Origin of the sequence: Bartonella gliris (assembly GCF_045277155.1) — a bacterium.
Classification (GTDB): domain Bacteria; phylum Pseudomonadota; class Alphaproteobacteria; order Rhizobiales; family Rhizobiaceae; genus Bartonella; species Bartonella gliris.
In genome coordinates, this window is sequence record NZ_CP123962.1 from 1,862,707 (window position 1) to 1,880,665 (window position 17,959).

General features: G+C 38.9%; 14 protein-coding genes and 2 tRNA genes. 7 read left to right on the top strand and 9 right to left on the bottom strand.

Annotated features, from left to right (window positions below; genetic code table 11):
- The first annotated feature begins 162 nt into the window (after positions 1 to 162).
- The 3 genes from QHG54_RS08210 to QHG54_RS08220 all read left to right on the top strand — a co-directional run bounded on the left by QHG54_RS08210 (position 163) and on the right by QHG54_RS08220 (position 4,821).
- Entirely contained in the window at positions 163 to 894 is a 732-nt protein-coding gene (locus QHG54_RS08210) for an alpha/beta hydrolase (protein WP_406604184.1), read from the top strand.
- Positions 891 to 3,044, top strand: coding sequence for an isocitrate/isopropylmalate family dehydrogenase (locus QHG54_RS08215; RefSeq protein ID WP_406604185.1), 2,154 nt, complete (start codon positions 891 to 893; stop codon positions 3,042 to 3,044). Before QHG54_RS08210 ends, QHG54_RS08215 begins: the two co-directional genes overlap by 4 nt.
- A gap of 850 nt (positions 3,045 to 3,894) precedes the next feature.
- Entirely contained in the window at positions 3,895 to 4,821 is a 927-nt protein-coding gene (locus QHG54_RS08220) for an N-acetylmuramoyl-L-alanine amidase (protein WP_406604186.1), read from the top strand.
- Between the two features lie 873 nt (positions 4,822 to 5,694).
- On the opposite strand, the gene QHG54_RS08225 is transcribed toward QHG54_RS08220, so the two are convergent.
- The gene (locus tag QHG54_RS08225) at positions 5,695 to 6,900 is read right to left on the bottom strand and encodes a porin (protein ID WP_317993632.1); all 1,206 of its coding nucleotides are present in this window, start codon (positions 6,898 to 6,900) and stop codon (positions 5,695 to 5,697) included.
- Positions 6,901 to 7,208: 308 nt separating this feature from the next.
- Between QHG54_RS08225 and QHG54_RS08230 the strand changes: the two genes are divergently transcribed.
- Positions 7,209 to 7,299 (top strand) — tRNA-Ser (locus QHG54_RS08230).
- Between the two features lie 1,307 nt (positions 7,300 to 8,606).
- Here QHG54_RS08230 and QHG54_RS08235 read toward each other — a convergent pair.
- The 8 genes from QHG54_RS08235 to rpmH all read right to left on the bottom strand — a co-directional run bounded on the left by QHG54_RS08235 (position 8,607) and on the right by rpmH (position 14,557).
- Positions 8,607 to 8,691 (bottom strand) — tRNA-Leu (locus QHG54_RS08235).
- Positions 8,692 to 8,802: 111 nt separating this feature from the next.
- Entirely contained in the window at positions 8,803 to 9,423 is a 621-nt protein-coding gene (locus tag QHG54_RS08240; RefSeq protein WP_406604187.1) for a 2,3-bisphosphoglycerate-dependent phosphoglycerate mutase, read from the bottom strand.
- Between the two features lie 28 nt (positions 9,424 to 9,451).
- Positions 9,452 to 10,264, bottom strand: coding sequence for a 4-hydroxy-tetrahydrodipicolinate reductase (gene dapB, locus QHG54_RS08245; protein ID WP_317993586.1), 813 nt, complete (start codon positions 10,262 to 10,264; stop codon positions 9,452 to 9,454).
- A gap of 319 nt (positions 10,265 to 10,583) precedes the next feature.
- A complete protein-coding gene (locus tag QHG54_RS08250) occupies positions 10,584 to 11,276 on the bottom strand; it encodes a glutathione S-transferase family protein (protein ID WP_317993585.1) in 693 nt (230 codons plus the stop codon).
- Between the two features lie 139 nt (positions 11,277 to 11,415).
- Positions 11,416 to 12,063 (bottom strand): ribosome biogenesis GTP-binding protein YihA/YsxC, encoded by a 648-nt coding sequence (gene yihA / locus QHG54_RS08255; RefSeq protein WP_317993584.1) that lies wholly within the window; start codon positions 12,061 to 12,063, stop codon positions 11,416 to 11,418.
- Complete coding sequence (yidC, locus tag QHG54_RS08260; protein ID WP_317993583.1) at positions 12,060 to 13,916, bottom strand: membrane protein insertase YidC; 1,857 nt, start codon at positions 13,914 to 13,916, stop codon at positions 12,060 to 12,062. The genes yihA and yidC overlap by 4 nt, the downstream gene beginning before the upstream one ends.
- Positions 13,906 to 14,298, bottom strand: a complete 393-nt coding sequence (rnpA, locus tag QHG54_RS08265) for a ribonuclease P protein component (RefSeq protein ID WP_317993582.1) — start codon at positions 14,296 to 14,298, stop codon at positions 13,906 to 13,908. Before rnpA ends, yidC begins: the two co-directional genes overlap by 11 nt.
- Before the next feature lie 124 nt (positions 14,299 to 14,422).
- Positions 14,423 to 14,557 carry a 50S ribosomal protein L34 gene (gene rpmH, locus QHG54_RS08270; RefSeq protein ID WP_005864709.1) on the bottom strand — a complete coding sequence of 45 codons (135 nt, stop codon included), beginning with the start codon at positions 14,555 to 14,557 and terminating at the stop codon, positions 14,423 to 14,425.
- Positions 14,558 to 15,178: 621 nt separating this feature from the next.
- On the opposite strand from rpmH, the gene QHG54_RS08275 reads away from it, so the two are divergent.
- The 3 genes from QHG54_RS08275 (at position 15,179) to rsmI (ending at position 17,953) form a co-directional block, all read left to right on the top strand.
- Entirely contained in the window at positions 15,179 to 16,264 is a 1,086-nt protein-coding gene (locus tag QHG54_RS08275; protein ID WP_406604188.1) for a P-loop NTPase, read from the top strand.
- A 616-nt stretch (positions 16,265 to 16,880) separates the two neighbouring features.
- The gene (locus QHG54_RS08280) at positions 16,881 to 17,009 is read left to right on the top strand and encodes a hypothetical protein (protein ID WP_317993580.1); all 129 of its coding nucleotides are present in this window, start codon (positions 16,881 to 16,883) and stop codon (positions 17,007 to 17,009) included.
- Between the two features lie 53 nt (positions 17,010 to 17,062).
- Positions 17,063 to 17,953 (top strand): 16S rRNA (cytidine(1402)-2'-O)-methyltransferase, encoded by an 891-nt coding sequence (gene rsmI / locus QHG54_RS08285; protein WP_406604189.1) that lies wholly within the window; start codon positions 17,063 to 17,065, stop codon positions 17,951 to 17,953.
- Positions 17,954 to 17,959: the final 6 nt, after the last annotated feature.

The window sequence follows — 17,959 nt, forward strand, 5'->3', positions numbered from 1 at the left end:
TAGTTTAATTTTGCTAGAATTGCTTATTCTGAGCGGCTGTTACGGGGAGGGGGAGTTTATGTGCGATAGAGTTCCGATATCTCTATGTTTTAAGAGTTATTCTCAGTGGGGGAGTTGCTGCTACAATCTATATTTTGAAACAAGGGGCGCGGGGAATAAATAATGGGCCTTTCTGTTGTCATTCTTTCTCCTGTAATGCCAGTTTGGGATCGTGGCGTTTTTTGTTCTTCATTTATAAAGCTATGTTTGGCAAAAGGATTCCAAATTACTCTACTCGATACACTGTCCCTTTTTCCTAGTAACTCTACTGTTTGTAAGAACTCTGCCATAGAAATTTTGCCTTTTATTACAGAGAAACTTGAAACACATTTTAAAAAGCCTTCAGTTCTTGTAGGGTTTTCTATGGCTGGGACATTGGTGCAAATGTTGGCTGCACGACTTCCAAATGTTCGAGCCGTGCTTGCTGTGAATGCACCAGGCTATCCAGATACGCTTTTGCAACAACGACTTGGATATCTTCTTAATTTCTTGAAAAATAAAGATTTGTCAGGAGCTCTAGAAGCACTCAATGCTTTTATGCACCCTCCTGGAGTTATGAAAAAAAGAAGCTTATTGGAGATGCCTGATGCGCAAAAAAGCATGGCCATTGAACGTATGACAAGAGGATTTGAGTTCTTGTTGGGAATGGATGCTAGAAATGAGATTATCAAATACACTGGAAAGTTTTTAGCTTTGGTAGGTGAAAAGTCACAACTTGCAACCGTAGATAATCAAACACGAAGTAACAATCAGAATCATGAATATAAGATTATTCCTCGTGCTGGTATGCGTTTGTGGGAGGATAATCCTGTTATGACGAATACAATTCTTGCTGAATGGATGAGGGGATTATGAAAAAGAAAGTTCTTGTATTACCTGGTGATGGGGTGGGTCCAGAAGTCTGTGATGCTGCGCTGATGGTCCTAGAGCAATTCCAATTGCCGATTGAATTAACCTATGGCGATATTGGTTGGGAATGTTGGAAACAGGAAGGAGATCCTGTTCCGCAAGCAACTTGGCAAAAAATCACTGAGAGCGATGCCGTTTTACTTGGTGCTGTGACCAGTAAAGGAAAAGAATCTGCTTTAAAGGAGCTTGCGCCACATTTTAGGGAGAAGAAACTTACCTATGTTTCACCTGTAATTCAGCTTCGTCAAAAGTTGGAACTGTTTGCCAATATACGACCTATCAGATATATTTTCGGTCCGAGAAAGCCTTTTCATTTTTGTGTTATCAGAGAAAATAGTGAAGGTCTCTATGCGGGATTGGATTTTCTGGGTATAACTTCTGAAACAGCAGCATGGTTAAAATATCCCAATTTAGAAAAATATGGTCTTGAGGAGGCTGCATGGACGGTCCGTTTGCAGACACGCTTTGGTTTGGAGCGGTTATTTGAATATGCTTTTTCTTATGCGCGCGTGCATGGTTTGGGGCGGGTTACTTTTGCTGATAAACCAAATGTTATGCGGGAGAGTGGTCAGTTTGCTCAAGAAATTTTTGAAAAAATCGCGCAAAATTATCCAGAAATTGAAGCAGACATTCACAATGTAGATGCAGTGGCTTTGTGGATTGCAACAAAGCCAGAGCAGTTTGGGGTGATTGTTGCTGAAAACATGTTTGGCGATATTCTCTCCGATCTTGCTGCTGGAGTGATGGGAGGATTGGGACTTGCACCTAGTGCAAATGTGGGAAGCAAAATGGCTTATTTTGAACCTGTTCATGGCAGTGCACCGCGCATTGCTGGACAGAATAAAGCAAACCCTTCTGCCATGCTTTATACCACGGCTTTACTTTTAGAGCATTTAGGCTTTCAAGAAGCAGCGCAACAATTATCTGAGAGTATTGATCAGGTTATTCGCGTTGGAAAAACTGTTACCTATGATTTAGGAGGGGGCGCCTCTACGCGTCAAATGGCTGAAGCTGTTCGCAATGCTCTTGTGAATCCTGTCTCTGTTTGTCGTGCGGCGATTATTACCGTTGGTGATGAACTCCTTTCAGGACAATATTTGAATACAAATTTGCAAGATTTGAGTCAGAGCTTGAACAAAAGAAATATTCAAGTCACGCGTCATTTTGTTTGCGCCGATCAATTGCAGCAAATCAGTGATACAGTGATTGCTTGTCTGGGACAAGAAGATCTTATCATTATCAGTGGGGGATTGGGACCAACATCAGATGACAAAACACGCGATGCGATTGCCCAAGCTGTGCAGCAACCTTTGGTTCATCATGAAGCTGTTTGGCAAACAATAAAAGGTCAATTGGGGCGGTTAGGTATCGCGCCGGATGCCAATAATGCGCGTCAGGCTTTGTTTCCTGAAACGGCAAAAGTGCTTGATAATTCCACAGGCACAGCACCTGGTTTTTATCTCTCTTGCTGTGGAAGTTCGCTCGTGGTTTTGCCTGGTCCTCCTACACAAGCTCTTGCGCTTTTAGAAGATTATTTAGAACATGGTGAAAAGAAGTATTCTCCTGTATCGCGTGCTCAATATGCCTGGACTTTAATTGGAATTGATGAAAGTAGCATTGCGCATTGGGTTGATGATCATTTCGCCAATGAACCTTTTGAACGGCATTTTTTATGGAAAAGCCCTTATGTTCTTGTGCAATTGGTTGGCCATTCATCAATGCCTTTGGCACAGCATTTCATTGAAGAATTTGAAGATCATTTTCACCCCTATTTGGTTGGAGCAGAGGTTACCACCGCGCGCGAGCAATTGGCAATGCATGCGGAAGTTCATTGGTCTGCCAATGATCCACAGCTTTTGAAATATTTTCAAGCAAGAGAAAAAGGGGCGAAAAGTCTTCCACAACTTGAAGCCGAGATCAGCTTATCACCTTGCTTGGAGATATTAGAAAACCAGAAAGAAAGTCTTGGACACGCCACAATGACTGTACGGGTAAAAGGCTATGGAGATGATCATATTTCTTTTCCCTATACGCGACCACTTTTAGGCGTGGTCTTACAGGAATATGCAGCTTGGTCGGTTTTAAAAAATATTTAAAAATGGAGGAAAGAATATGATCTTTTATGAGAACATAAAAATCCGCTAACTAAGTTTCTTCTGCATCAGCTTTATATCTCAAGATTTTTAATTGTGAAGAAAGAGAAATGATGTTGCCATAGAGTTTTATTTTGAGAACAATAATTTTTCAGCTGTGTTGATTTAAATATGAAGAAGAATATTTGAGAAAGTTCAGAGAGATAGAATTGTTTCTTGAAAACAAGGAAGGATCTTTATGGCTTCTGTTATGTTCATGAAATGACCTTTAAATTCTATTTAATAAGATGCCAATGAGAAATTAATTGCACACATAGTCTACCCACTTTTTGTCAAGAAATTGCCATAAAGTTTTTTTAAAGATGCTTTGTGATAGGTTAGAGATGTTTTGATTAGATGGATTCAACTAGTCATGCATAATAAAATTTTCAAATTGTGACTGTAATTATTTCGGGTCAATAACAAAAATTTCGGGTCAATAACAAAAAGAGCTTTGTCGTGCCCACGGCGTGGGTAAATATTCAATGAGTGATTTTGTGGAGTTTTGTTTGTTCTTTAATTAATGGTTTCTCGGATGTTCTCTCGAGAAAATAAATGGAGCAAGGCATCATAGTATTTTCATAATCGCTTTATTGATTATTGAGGAAGGCGTGGAGAGTAAGTTCTTATTTTTGGTAGTCGTTTTGATATTTTATGACTATTCAACTTTGTAGTATAAGTATTACAAATTTGGCAGATGAATGGTAATATATTATAACTAGTACTTCTCAAATGGTGCTAAGGCTGATTTTGATACGATCTGTTGTAATTCGCGATGATGCAGTTGTGTTAGACAGAAAGGAAGGGTTTTTCTATGTATCAAATTGATTATAATAGCTATCGTTCCGTTAAAAGCTTTAATCGCCGTGTTCGTTTTCTTGTCATGCATTATACCTCTATTGACTTTAAGGGTTCAATTGCAGCGCTTACAGGATCAGCAGTGAGTGCACATTATCTTGTGCCTGATCCTTCAGAGAAGACGTATATTGAAGCGGGCTTTAAGGATATGCGCATTTTTAATCTCGTTGATGAAAATGAACGTGCATGGCATGCAGGTGTTAGTTCATGGGCTGGGCGCAGTAATCTGAATGATACATCTATTGGAATTGAAATAGTCAATTTAGCGACGGGCCATGCTGAATGTTTTGAGGAAACATATACTGAATCCGGATTTAAGGATATGCGTGATTTTAATCCGGTTGATAAAAATGAGGGTGCACGTGTTGGTACTCCTTTATCGTCTGGGGGGGGGAGCTTAAATGATAGAAGCGTTGGACTTGGGGCGGTTAGTCATGAGGAATTTACATTTCCTCCTTATAATCCGATACAAATTGAGGCGGTTAAAGAACTTGCGTTGAATATTCTTCAACGGTATCCAGATATTATACCAACCGATGTCGTTGGGCATAGTGATATTGCCATTGGCAGAAAAAGTGATCCAGGGGCAGCTTTCCCTTGGAAAGAGCTTTATGAGGCGGGTATAGGCGCATGGTATGATGATGAATTGAAAGATCACTACCAGAACAAGTTCCGTAAAGATTTTCCAGACAGAGCAAATATTTTAGCTAAACTAAAACAATATGGATACGATACCTTAGCTGCATGCACAGAATGCGGATATAAGGATTTAATTCGAGCATTTCAGCTTCATTTTCGTCAAGAGAATTATGATGGAGTTCTCGATGTTGAAACCGCAGCTATTATTTATGCATTGGTAGATAAGTATTTCCCGTCGAGTTAATTCAACTTGTCTTAATTTAGATGCGTGTAATTACCACAGTGTATGTTTTCTTTTGTTAACAGTGGTTTCTGGCGATTAAGTCTGTGTGAAATAAAGAAGATCATTTATGCTATGAGAACAAAGTGATATGCATAGGAATTAATGGAAAAAGGAAGAAAAAGCGGTTTGGCTTCGTAGAAGGAGCTTCAAAATCCTTTTTCTTCACTATAGTGGACACGCTTCTTATTTTAAAAAACACATAAAGTTAAAGTGTAAAGAATATAATCACCAAGAGTATGCAAAAAAGGTGGTGTATTAGGTTAATTTGCATCGACAATGTCGAATATGAAAAATACAGATTTCTAGTCTTGCATTTTTTCTATGCAAGCAAAGTTCGACAGTGATTGAAAGAAGAGAGCAAGAAAGGGAGGTGTATTGTGGAACATGTAAGTGTCATGCCTTCCATAATTTTGAAAAATAGATACTGCTACTTTTTTATGAAGATTTTGGTGTAGTCAAAAGCTACTGAAGATGCAAAAAATTCTGTTATTCATTTCAGCAATGTCATTCCTATATAATCTATTATTTTTGAAGATATATCGAGCTTGTTTTTGATTGCATCTAGGAGAGGGCATCTGCATAATTTTGATAAAATACTTTGATGATCAAAATTTTCCTTCTTTAAATCACGTGTGCAAAACTTATGAAGTGTGTGTCGCACAGCATTCGGTTGGTTAATTTGTCTGGAGTCTTTTTGCAAAGTGGGCAGTTTTTTGTCAGAGATAGCATGCCATAAATATCACGAGATATTGTTATGATCATTACATATGGCTTGAAACAATAAAAACTGGCAACATCTGTTGCCAGTTTTTAAAAGAGTGTAGATTTAAAAGATTAGAATGAACGCTGGAAGCGGATCATACCTTGAAAAGCATGTTTTCCATTCAGAGCATGTGTATATGCTGTATCTCCATTTACGCTCTTGAGAGTGCGATCATCGTTCCAAGAAACATAAGTCAGTTCAGGTGTAATCACGAAGCCTGGAACTAGCGTGTATTGAACATTTACAGAAGTTGCAAAAGTCTTTACAGCGCTATAAGAAATTTGAGCATTCAGATTTGCTTTTGGAGTGAGCTTATAAGTTGCACCAGCCCAAGCAGCCCATTTACCTCCCCAGTTCGCGTATATTGTGGTGTTTTCTCGTGACAGTGCATTTTCACTATCTACAGTGTAGTAATCAACGCTGTTTTTATAGCCACCCATTACCCAAAGGTTTAAGCGATCGTTGATATTAAAGTCTACACGTACCTTACCAGCCCACTTTTTATAATAAGCATCGTAAGCTGCAACTGTTGAAAAACCACCCCATTTTTGCATAAATTTCAGACCAAAAACAAAGTTTGGAGTATACTTTTTTATCCCTTTACTTGGAAGGATATCGTTAGAAACGACATCAATTTTATCATCTTTATCAATGTAATAGTATGTATTTTCAATAGCGGTAGGACCATCAGCATTGCCTAATTCAGCTCCGATGATAGCAGAAAAGCCCGTGTCGCCACTAAAGGTGTAAGAAATAAAATTGGTGCGTGTAACACCTGCTGGTGCGATACTATCATCATTGAGAACGTTGCCGTAGCCACCTGTCCAACTATTGAAAATGGTATCATCAAGACCTACACGAAAACCACCAAGTTCAATGTAAGCAGCTGCGAGTTTTGCTCCAGCATTGTCTCTACCATTGCTCCAGTTCGAGTAGATACGTGCATAGGAACGAAGTGTTCCCAGCTCTGTTTCAGAAGCCGCTTGGAAAACAAGGGTTAATCGTGACGATGCGCCATAGGTTTTCCTTTTTTGAGCGAACTCAGCATTGGTTGTTGCATCAACATTGTCACCACCTATAAAATCAGCACGGACATTTCCTGATAAACGCATGCAGGTTTCTGTTCCAGGGATATAGAAATACCCTTTGCCATATGCATCACAAACGCGAACAAATTCCACAGGCTCTGGTTCTGCAACAATTGTGGAAGCTGCTTGCGCTCCAGAAATCGCTAAAAAAGCTGCCGTAGAGCTTAAAAAGAGGGACTTAATATTCATAGTGGATCTCCAATGAAAGGTAATTTAATCTTGTTAGGGAATATTACTTGCTTAATTTGTTCAAGACAGAGTAAAATACACAACTTATGTTCCTAGCTATACTGATCTTTTTGAGATATACAAATATGAAATCGGCTTTTTGAAGGGTATTCATGTACTATTCAAGGCAATGTTGTAGAAAAGTCACGATTTTTCATTTGTTAACTTTTTATGTGATTGGATCAATAAAAGGGAAAAATATCAGATATTTTTGAAAAAGATCGAAAATGTCTTGAACTTTTTATTGATACCGTTTATGCACCGCCCTTGGAGAGGTGGCCGAGTGGTCGAAGGCGCTCCCCTGCTAAGGGAGTAGGGCTCAAAAGGCTCTCGAGAGTTCGAATCTCTTCCTCTCCGCCATTTGTCAATAAAATCAATAGGTTATACAGAAGTTTTGGAATCTTAAGTTTTTGCTTCTTGTTAATTTATTTTCTGTTTCTTTCGAGTCTTTTTGCAATTTTTTTAATTGATTCTATTGTTAGTCGTTTTTTATCAACTGTTTTAAGAGCGGCATTCTATTATTTTCAGTCAAGCGAAAAAACGTTTTCATTTGTGAAACTGTTATTCTTGTATTTTGGCTGTATGGGGTGTTGCTTACTTGCTCAATCCATGTGTTGATTTTTTTCATTTCCACTGCATTACAAGTTTTACGAAATAAATTGCCAAAAGTTTTTTGGCCAGTTTCACGCTGTTTTTACTAATATAATGAATAATTTCATTTCTGAGAGATAAGTTTCAAGTGTTGCTGCTAGTTGAGGAAAAATGGGGAGAAAACATTTCTTTTAAATTGGTTCTTTTCTGTTTTTAAATGAATAATATTCTCTGTTATATTTTTCCATATGATCTGAACAGTGTTTCTACAACACAAGTCTGTACAGAAAAAACACCAATCCAAATACGTTCATAAATTCTAAGATTCCATTATTAATAATATTTCTCACCGTTTTTTGCTGTTCAAATAGAGAGGTTCTGTTTTTTTTGAGAGATGCTCTTTATTGTATCCTAAATCAATTGCTCATTGAAGAAGATCTTTGCATGCTTTCAGAAAGTTCTTAGCCGTTGCAGGGAGTTTCTTTGCATCATTCAATTTCTGCTATATATTTTTGATTGTTTGGTATAATTCGTATAAAATCTAACGCTTTTATTAGGATTTAGCTCTTTTGATCTTTGTATAGGTTTGGGGTGAGGTTCTATTCATTCTGTTTAGAGAGCTCTGCCAATAAATTTTCAATAAGTTTATTTGGTTTTGAGATTTAGGCTATGTATTTTTATAATTCAGAAAGCATGATTTTGCCGTCAAAAAACTTTCTTGTTCTATAAATTCTGTGCTTCTTATCGTTTGATCTCTGATTCATACGCACATGCCATACAATTTTGCCCTACAGCATGATTTTTCACAAGATGAGGTGGTCCTGCTAAGCGTATAGCTTATTGATTATATGTAGATCTCAATATTTTGATTGAATTTTTTTACAACGAAAAACTCTCATGCGCTAATAGCAAAGCAAGCAATAGATATGGCTAAAAAATTCCTCTAAAAGAAATTTTGATTCATAATATATCTTAGGCGCACATTCGAAGATCCTATTCCCCAACTTTTATTTACGCATCCCTCACTTTTAAAAAGATGAATCAGAACAGTAAGTTATGCATGATAAAAAATTACATGGTGCCCAAAAGAGGACTCGAACCTCCACGCCTCGCGGCACAGGTACCTGAAACCTGCGCGTCTACCAATTCCGCCATCTGGGCTATAAAATTCATCTAAGCTTATGAGGCAATTCTGTCAATAAAATTGTAGAATTCATTCTTCATCTGAAAACTATGAGGTTAAGTTATCGGTGTTCACTAAAATTTTAGCGATTAAGGTGTCATGATTGTCTTGGATGAAATTGTGGTGTCAGAATTGAATGTGTAAATAATAGGGATGCCGGTTGCTATTTCTTGTGATATAATTTCCTTATCACTTAAGCCTTCAAGTGCCATAATAAGAGCGCGAAGAGAGTTGCCATGTGCTGCGACCAAAACAGTTTCAGAGCGCAAAATATGCGGTTGGATATGGTAAAGATAATAGGGCCAAACGCGAGCACCAGTGTCGCGTAAGCTTTCTCCATTAGGGGGCGCAATGGTATAGGAGCGGCGCCAGATCTGTACTTGTTTTTCTCCCCATTGTTGACGCACTTCATCTTTATTCAAACCAGCAAGATCACCATAATTGCGTTCATTCAATGCCGGATCTTTTACCAATTGCAAATCAGGTTGTCCCATCTGCTCTAAAATGTGTTGTGCCGTTTTTTGTGCACGTTGTAAGGCAGATGTATAAGCAATATCAAATTTTAAACCAGCTGCTTTAAGATTCTTTCCTGCTGCTATTGCTTCTGCATGACCTTTTTCTGTCAAATCGGGATCTTTCCAACCAGTGAAAAGATTTTTGAGATTCCATTCACTTTGTCCATGACGGATGAGTACAAGTGTGCGTCCCATTATGAATTTCCTACGTTACATTGACTGTTTAAAATTCATCATTCAATCCTAAAACATCAAGCATTGAATAAAGACCATTTTCGTGGTTCTTTGCCCATAAAGCTGCTTTTAATGCGCCATTGGCAAAGAGAGAGCGCTCTTGTGCTATGTGTGAAAGAACGATTCGTTCATTTGGGCCAGCAAAAATAACACTGTGGTCGCCGACAACTGTTCCACCTCGTGAACAGGCAAACCCAATGGTACCTTTTTGGCGCTTGCCTGTGTAGCCATTACGTTCGCTGACACTTACATTTTTAAGCATAACATTACGGCCTTCCGCTGCTGCTTGCCCAAGAAGAAGAGAGGTTCCAGAAGGGGCGTCAACTTTGCTAGAGTGATGCATCTCGTAAATCTCAATGTCAAAATCATCCGCTTCTAATGCTTTGGCTGCTTTTTTTACAAGGTTAGCCAAAAGATTGACTCCAAGACTCATATTTCCAGATTTGACAATAGTTGTATATTTCGCAAAATCTGCAATTTGTGCTTCTTCTGTTTTGCTAAACCCCGTTGTTCCGATAATATGGACTAAGCCTTTTTGTGCAGCGTAATCGGCATAGAGAATGCTTGCTTGTGGTTGTGAAAAATCTAAAATGCCCTCTGTGTTAGAAAAGGCATTCTCGGGATCATCTGTGATCGGAATGTTGATAAAGTCTGAACTAATCAATGTACTGGCATCTTTGTCTACAAAAGGTGACCCTTTTCGTACAAGCACAGCACAAAGCTCTACGTCTTTTCTACGCTGAATAGCTGTAATAAGCTCACGTCCCATTTTTCCATTCGCACCAACAACTGTAAGGCGCATATTTACCTCCTTGTGATATTTTACTCTTTTAAGTATGAGTAAATTTTCTTCTTCTTTCTAACAGTTTTTTTCCCTCTTAGGGAAAATTTTTCCCTTTTAAATTATATGAATGAATTGCGGTTTATATAAGCTCATGATGAGCGATATCTTCGTTATCGTTATAGAGGAAATAATGTGAAGATCATGCAATAGGTTTTTAAAACATGTCTTTTAGAGAATGAAGATTATGCATGATGTAGACAAATGCATAAGATTTCATTGGGGTAAATGATATATTATCCATTTAAATATTGTTTTCACTTTTATCGGTGAGGGTTGCTTAGAAGTCAAGATCTGCATAATAAGGACTCGCTACAATTCCTCGGATGCGATCTGTTAAAAGAGGGCGAAAAGAAGGCCGCGATTTAATCCGCATATACCAGTCTTTTGCTGCTGGAGATGGCTCCCAGTCAATTTCTCCTAGAAAATCAAGTACAGAAATAGCAGCTGCGGCTGCTAGATCCGCATAGGATAGTTCAGAGCCGACTAGCCAGTCGCGAGATGCACAGAGCCAATTTAAATAGTTCATATGCGGGAGAATATTGGCGCGTGCATTGCGTAAGATTTGTGAATTAGGAGAACCACCACCAATGGCGAGTGGCATTTCACGTTTATAGATTCGTTCTCGTACAATATGGCGCGTCGCTTCATTTTCAAATTTATTTAAAAACCAGTCGTTGAGACGGCGTACTTCGGCTCGGTCTAAAGGATTTTCTGGAAAGAGTTTATTCTCTTGTCGCAAACTCCCGTGTGTTTCATCTAAATATTCGTAGATAACGATAGCTCCTGAGAGTGGAACTTCCTGTTCAGAAAGAAGAACGGGGACATAACCAGCTGGATTAAGTGCAAGAAATTCGTGTCTTCTTGCCCATTCATGTTCTTCAATGAGTTGAGTGCTTATATTATATTCTGCAAGAATAAGGCGTATAAAGCGGGAGGCAGAAGAGAGGGGAGAGTGAAAAAGTGTCAGCATAATCTACACTATCAAATAGAGTTGATAAGAATTCTTTCAAGTAACAGGAATTTTTATAAAGATGCTTTATTAGAAGTACAAGATTATTAGCAGCAGCTCACAATTATGTTTAATAAATTGTTAATAACAGGAATATGTTTTATATTGCGATTACTTGCAAAATGGCAGCACGCATTTCCTCCAAACCCAATGCTTTTTCTGAAGATGTCACGAGAAGCTCAGGGTAAGCTGCTGGATGTTTGAGAAGCTTTGTTTTTGTAGTCACTATTAATTTTGCAAGCTCATGTGATTTAATTTTATCACTTTTTGTTAAAACAATTTGATAAGAGACAGCCGCTTTATCAAGGAGATCTAGAACATCAGTATCATTCTTTTTGATACCATGACGTGCATCAATCAAGACATAAACACGTTTCAGTGTTGTGCGACCCCGTAAATAACTAAAGATCAGACGTGTCCAAGCATCAACCAAATTTTTAGGGGCTTCAGCAAAACCATAACCTGGCATATCTACCAGTGCCATTGGGGGGAGATCTCCTAGTTGCCCACTGTAACCATCGGGTACAAAGTAATTAAGTTCCTGCGTACGTCCTGGTGTATTTGAGGTGCGTGCCAAGCTTTTTTGTTGGACGAGTGCGTTGATGAGGGAAGATTTCCCAACATTAGAACGTCCCGCAAATGCAATCTCCGGTGGTCCTTCGGGTGGAAGAAAGCGTATTGCGGGTACACCACGAATAAAAATCCAATTGCGAGAAAAAATTCCAGAAAGCGAAGAACATTTTGTCATTCATGTACTTCTTTTTTGGCATGTACTTCTTTTTTGGGTGATCTTCGCCACATAGCTTTCAGATTATCGAAAAGCTCAATTTTAACTCCTTGACGTTTCATCATGATACCTTGTTGAATCATTGACAATATATTGTTCCATGCCCAATAAATGACAAGACCAACAGGGAAGGAAGCCAACATGAAGGTAAAGATGACCGGTATCCATGCAAAAATTATAGCTTGTGTATCGTCTTGGGGGGCTGGGTTCATACGCATTTGTAAAAACATCGTTATCCCCATGATCAAAGGCCATGCACCAAGCATAAGAAACGTTGGGACTGTGTAAGGCAAAAGGCCAAATAGGTTAAAAAGAGAAGTTGGATCGGGCGCTGCTAAATCTTGAATCCAGCCAAAGAAGGGTGCATGCCGCATTTCGATGGTGATGTACAGAACTTTGTAAAGACCAAAGAATATTGGAAATTGTACTAACATCGGCCAACAGCCTGCAAGAGGATTGATTTTTTGGGTTTTATACAATTCTATTATTGCTTGTTGTTGTTTGGTTCGGTCATCTGGATATTTTTCTTTGATCTCCAGCAACATTGGTTGTATGCGCTTCATGCGCGCCATAGATTTGTAGGATTTATTTGCTAGCGGGAAGAGAAGCATTTTCAAAAGCACTGTGACAAGAAGAATGGCGATACCAAAATTGCTTGTTTGCTTATAAAGAATGTCAATGAGAGAAAACATTGGCTTGGTAATGAAATCAAACCAACCCCAATCGATTAAAAGAGCAAATTTCTTAATTTTCAGGTCATTTTGATAGTGATTAATGATTTCAACTTGTTTTGCACCAGCAAAAAGACGATTTGTAACGGTTTTTGTTTCATTTGGGGCAACGGTTAAAAGCGATCCTAGCAAGTCAGACTGATAATGTGTTTGCAAGCGATCAAAATAAATAAAGCGGCTTGTGTATTCTTTATCTTGTGGAGGAATAACTGCTACAGCCCAATATTTATCGGTAATACCAATCCAACCTCCTGTCTCTTTGGAGAAAGTTATACTTTTTTGTCCATTATCAGGATTTGGATCAAGCTCTGCTAAATTTTTGTATTTTTCAGTTTTGAGTGAATCACCTGCAATGCCTATCATACCTTCATGAAGCAAATAGGTTGCATTTGTATGTTCTGGGGGAGCGGCACGTGCAACGCGCGCATAGGATGAAAGATGTATCGGTTTATCACTCTCATTGCTGATAGAATCTTCAATGGTAAACATGTAGTGATCATCAACTGAAAGGGTACGACGAAAAATTTGTCCTTGCCCGTTATTGTAAATTAAAGTGACGGGCGTTGAAGGGGTTAGTGTTGTATTGGTTCCCTCTATTTGCCATTGTGTATCAGATTGTGGCAAGGCTTCTTTTGACAAAGATGGACTGGTAAAACCAAATTCAGCAAGGTAGGTCGTTGTGAATCCCTTTGGGTTCAGTAAAGCAATTTCCGGTGATTTCTTCTCTACTGTCAGGCGATATTTTTTGAGAAGAAGATCATCAAACTGTGCGCCAACAAGATTAATGGAACCTTCAAGTTCACTTGTTTTTATGGCAATACGGTTTGTTTTGGCTAGTACAGCATTCCGAATTTCAGGAGTCATCTGGTGATTAATCATAGATGCTGTTTCATGCGTTTGCGTAACGTCAGATAAATTTGTATTAGCAGTAGCAAGTGAAGACTGTTGTTTTGACAATTGTTGTGCGATGCGTTGGTTTTGTTGTAACTCAACCTGTTTGGGAGCAACATAAAAAAAATGCCATGCGATAAGCACTGCAAAGGACAATCCAATGGCGATAAAGAAATTGCGGTTATATTCCATTCGTACTACCTTGTTGCCGTTTCTGACGTTTTGTTTTTGATTTTATTCGCCGGGCTAATTCATTGATTAAAGATTTAAAAGGTGCATGTAGCGCATCAGGATGCGCTACAATAACATAATCTGTTCCTGCCTCCATGTCGTCTGCTAAACCAACTCTCACTGCTTCGCGCAAGCGTCTTTTGATACGATTGCGTTTAACAGCATTGCCGTTTTTACGTGTGACAGTGAAGCCTACACGTGCAACAAGAGGAGATTTTATTTCTGCTGTTTGTTCACGGGACTTAACTTCGAGCAAAAATAAAGGACCACGTCTTTTTTCTCCTGTGCGTACAGCTAAAAAATCCGCTCTCTTGCGAATGCGGCAGGGATGTTTTTTCTTCATAAAGAACGTTTCGCAATTTCACTAAATGCCTGCAAAGCAGGCATTGAAGGTTCACAACGAAAGTTTCACAACGAAGAAATAATGAGCAACATTCAGCGTTGTGAAAATTTTAAAATTTAAATGGTTAAGCAGATAACCGCTTACGTCCACGGGCACGTCGAGCTGCAATGACTTTACGGCCACCAGCTGTTGCCATACGTGCACGAAACCCATGGCGACGTTTACGGACAAGTTTAGAGGGTTGGTAAGTACGTTTCATTTATTTAAATACCGCGGCGTGCGGCCCTTCTTAGTTCTATAGGCAATTATATATGCTAGATGAACAATCTTATCCTGTCATATGACTGCTAACCCATAAGGAAAAACATAAAAAAAGTCAATCTTAGATTATTTTTCTCTTCCTTGAAAAAATAGAGAAAGGCTCTATGATGGATATTCATTTTGTGCATGATACTCTATAAATTATAAAAAAATGATTATTGGTTGCAATATTCAGTTTATAGCTGTTTCTTTGTAGAGTGAAAATAAACGACCAAGGCATTAAGAGCTAAGGTAAAGCAGAGTGATTTGTTATTGTATATCGGTAAAAAGTGTTGTTTTTTTTACGATATAAGAAGTTTGTTCAATTTTTTTCTTAAAAGCACAGTTAAGAACATTTATATAGAATGATTGCAGAACAAGACATGTTTTGTGGGATATTTGTAATATATCTTACGCTTGAGTTTTTTCTTCAAGATTGGTTTAGTGTTTTGAAAAAGAGGAGTATAAGATATTTACACTTTAATAATTCTTATAAAGCCGGAAATTTTAGGTGATTAAGTTGAAGTGTTTTTCGTCCTTATTACTGTGTTCTTTGGCATTTTTATAGAGAGGAAAGAGCGTGGATCCTATCACAAGTGAGGTTATCCGCAACGCATTATATAAAGTCAAAGAGCCGAATTTTGAAAGCGATATTGTATCGTTGGGGCTTCTTTCAGAAATATTGATTGCTGGTGGCAAGGTTTTTTTTTCCATCACAATTCCTGATGGACGTGTGCAAGAATGGGAATCAGTGCGTTGTGCTGCTGAAAAAGTAGTGGGTGCTATGGAGGGTGTTGAATCTGTTGTTGTTACACTTACGGCAGAAAAACAACCGAGGGTGTCTTCTCATGTGCATAGAGATGTAGCGCCAAAACGTAGAGCAGATCTATTGCCTGTGAAAATGCCGATAGAGGGTGTGAGGCATGTGATTGCGATTGCTTCTGGAAAAGGGGGGGTGGGCAAATCTACAATGGCCATTAATATTGCCTTAGCTTTACAAGATTCTGGTTTCAGAACAGGAGTGATGGATGCGGATATCTATGGTCCATCTTTGCCACGCTTGACAGGACTTGTTAATCAAAAAGTACAGCTTATTGGTGGGAAAAAGCTTCAACCGCTTGAAAAATTCGGACTTAAGTTGATGTCGATGGGCTTTTTGGTTGAGGAGGAAAAGCCAGTGGTGTGGCGTGGTCCCATGGTAATGGCGGCGGTGACGCAATTGCTCAGAGATGTTTTATGGGAACCTCTTGATGTTTTGGTGGTGGATATGCCACCAGGTACAGGGGATGCACAATTGACACTGGCTCAACAGGTACAGTTAACGGGGGCGTTGATTGTTTCTACCCCGCAGGATCTTGCCTTGGTTGATGCGCGTAAAGCGATAGAAATGTTCATGAAAGTCAATGTTCCCATTTTAGGACTCATTGAAAATATGAGTTATTTTATTGCTCCTGATACGGGAAAACGCTACGATATTTTTGGCTATGGTGGCGCGCGTGCAGAAGCAGAACGCCGAAAAGTTCCTTTCTTAGCAGAAGTGCCGCTTGATGCGGCTTTACGGTCTTCTTCAGATGATGGCTTGCCCATCTTTGTTGCTAAGCCTGAGGAGGAGCATGCCAAACTTTATCGTGAAGTTGTTGATCAAGTAAAAAACAAGTTCTTTTAAATTTACGTTTTTCTTTGAGGGTTCTAGGATACAATATTAAAAACATAAATCGCTGTTTTTATGGGAGTTGCACTATATGAATGTCTCATTTTGGGGTTGGGCATTTTAGATGTGAAATGAGCAAAAAACTAACCATGCGAGGGGCGATAATGTTTATTTTTATAAAAACAGCTCTCAGTTTGTTTTTGTTGATGGAATGGGATTGGTGAGAGATCTCATTTGGGCGCGAAAACACGTTTTTATATGAAGTTGCTGAATATTAATCATAGCGTTGCAAAAGTTATAGGAAATATTGCTAAATGAGATATTGCAGTACTGATGGTCTATGTTCGCTAAAAATGATACAGGTGGTTGTTGCTGTTGCCAGCAAGTGATTTATGTTTGCTTGGAGTGAAGGTTTTAACATCTATAAATGAGGCTGGTTTTAAAAATACTGGTTATAGGGATTATCGGGAGAATTTAACTCTTAAAAGACTGAGTAAGCTTGAGATGTGGGAATGAATGGAATTATTGCTTCGGTTTTGAAAGCAAAGGTTTTGCGGAAAATTATTGGGACTGATGTGGTGTTGGTAACACTGGGAATTTATTCTACTGGAAGTGATAATAACGATCAAAAATGGAGCGTGATAATAAGACAAAGCGTGGATCTGGCGCAGGCTATCTTGTTGTGTTACGAATAATGGCGATTGATTTTTTGGCGGGTGGCAAAGAAAATTTTGCAGGCGTTGTTGATGATCATGGATAAAAGTTTTTGCTTAGAGCTTGTGGAGAGGGGATATTTGATTATGAAAGAAAGGTATGTGTGAAAAAAAAGCATATTTTATAGGTGCTCATGCTTATTCTGCACCCGTCATAGAACCAGCGCTTTATCTTGTGGCAACGCCTATCGGAAATCTTGCAGATATCACTCTTCGTGCTTTGCAAATACTTGCAGGCGTTGATATTTTAGCGTGTGAGGATACGCGGGTGACGCGTGTTTTGTTGGAACGCTACGGTATTCAGAAGAAACCATTTGTTTATCATGAACATAATGCACAGAAAGCAGGGGCGAAGTTATTAGCCGCTTTAGCAGAAAATAAAACTGTAGCGCTTGTCTCAGATGCAGGGACACCGCTTATTTCTGATCCCGGATTTCGATTGGTAGAAGAAGCGCACAAAGCTGGTCACAAAATTGTTCCAATTCCTGGAGCATCAGCACTTTTAGCGGCTCTTGTTGCGACAGGGCTTCCCACGGATAGCTTTTTCTTTGCGGGTTTTTTGAGTGCGCGAAAGGTACAACGTCAAAAACGGTTGGAACAATTAAAAGCTATTCCCGCAACTTTGGTTTTTTATGAATCACCTCATCGTCTTGTTGAGACTTTGCGGGATATGGTCTCTTTTTTTTCGGCTGATCGTCCTGCTGCAATTTGTCGTGAATTAACAAAAAAGTTTGAAACAGTAGATGTTGCTAATTTAGGCAATTTATTTGAAAGCTATAGCAAGAAAACGCATATTCGTGGGGAAATTGTTGTGCTTGTTGGAGAAGCACCTCCCTCTTTGGACGAGATGAGCGATCAGGAGGTTGATGAAATGTTATTAGAATTGGCGCGTACACATTCTGCGGCTCAAGCAGCGGCTTTGGCTGCAAAAAAGACTGGCTTAAAAAAACAAGAGCTTTTTCAGCGGTTGAATTTTTTGAAGGATGCTTAAAACGAT

Excerpts from the sequence above, each read along its gene's own strand:
- QHG54_RS08210 (WP_406604184.1), top strand. The coding sequence starts at position 163 with ATGGGCCTTTCTGTTGTCATTCTTTCTCCTGTAATGCCAGTTTGGGAT.
- QHG54_RS08215 (WP_406604185.1), top strand. The coding sequence starts at position 891 with ATGAAAAAGAAAGTTCTTGTATTACCTGGTGATGGGGTGGGTCCAGAA.
- QHG54_RS08220 (WP_406604186.1), top strand. The coding sequence starts at position 3,895 with ATGTATCAAATTGATTATAATAGCTATCGTTCCGTTAAAAGCTTTAAT.
- QHG54_RS08225 (WP_317993632.1), bottom strand. The coding sequence starts at position 6,900 with ATGAATATTAAGTCCCTCTTTTTAAGCTCTACGGCAGCTTTTTTAGCG.
- QHG54_RS08240 (WP_406604187.1), bottom strand. The coding sequence starts at position 9,423 with ATGGGACGCACACTTGTACTCATCCGTCATGGACAAAGTGAATGGAAT.
- dapB (WP_317993586.1), bottom strand. The coding sequence starts at position 10,264 with ATGCGCCTTACAGTTGTTGGTGCGAATGGAAAAATGGGACGTGAGCTT.
- QHG54_RS08250 (WP_317993585.1), bottom strand. The coding sequence starts at position 11,276 with ATGCTGACACTTTTTCACTCTCCCCTCTCTTCTGCCTCCCGCTTTATA.
- yihA (WP_317993584.1), bottom strand. The coding sequence starts at position 12,063 with ATGACAAAATGTTCTTCGCTTTCTGGAATTTTTTCTCGCAATTGGATT.
- yidC (WP_317993583.1), bottom strand. The coding sequence starts at position 13,916 with ATGGAATATAACCGCAATTTCTTTATCGCCATTGGATTGTCCTTTGCA.
- rnpA (WP_317993582.1), bottom strand. The coding sequence starts at position 14,298 with ATGAAGAAAAAACATCCCTGCCGCATTCGCAAGAGAGCGGATTTTTTA.
- rpmH (WP_005864709.1), bottom strand. The coding sequence starts at position 14,557 with ATGAAACGTACTTACCAACCCTCTAAACTTGTCCGTAAACGTCGCCAT.
- QHG54_RS08280 (WP_317993580.1), top strand. The coding sequence starts at position 16,881 with ATGGAGCGTGATAATAAGACAAAGCGTGGATCTGGCGCAGGCTATCTT.
- rsmI (WP_406604189.1), top strand. The coding sequence starts at position 17,063 with ATGTGTGAAAAAAAAGCATATTTTATAGGTGCTCATGCTTATTCTGCA.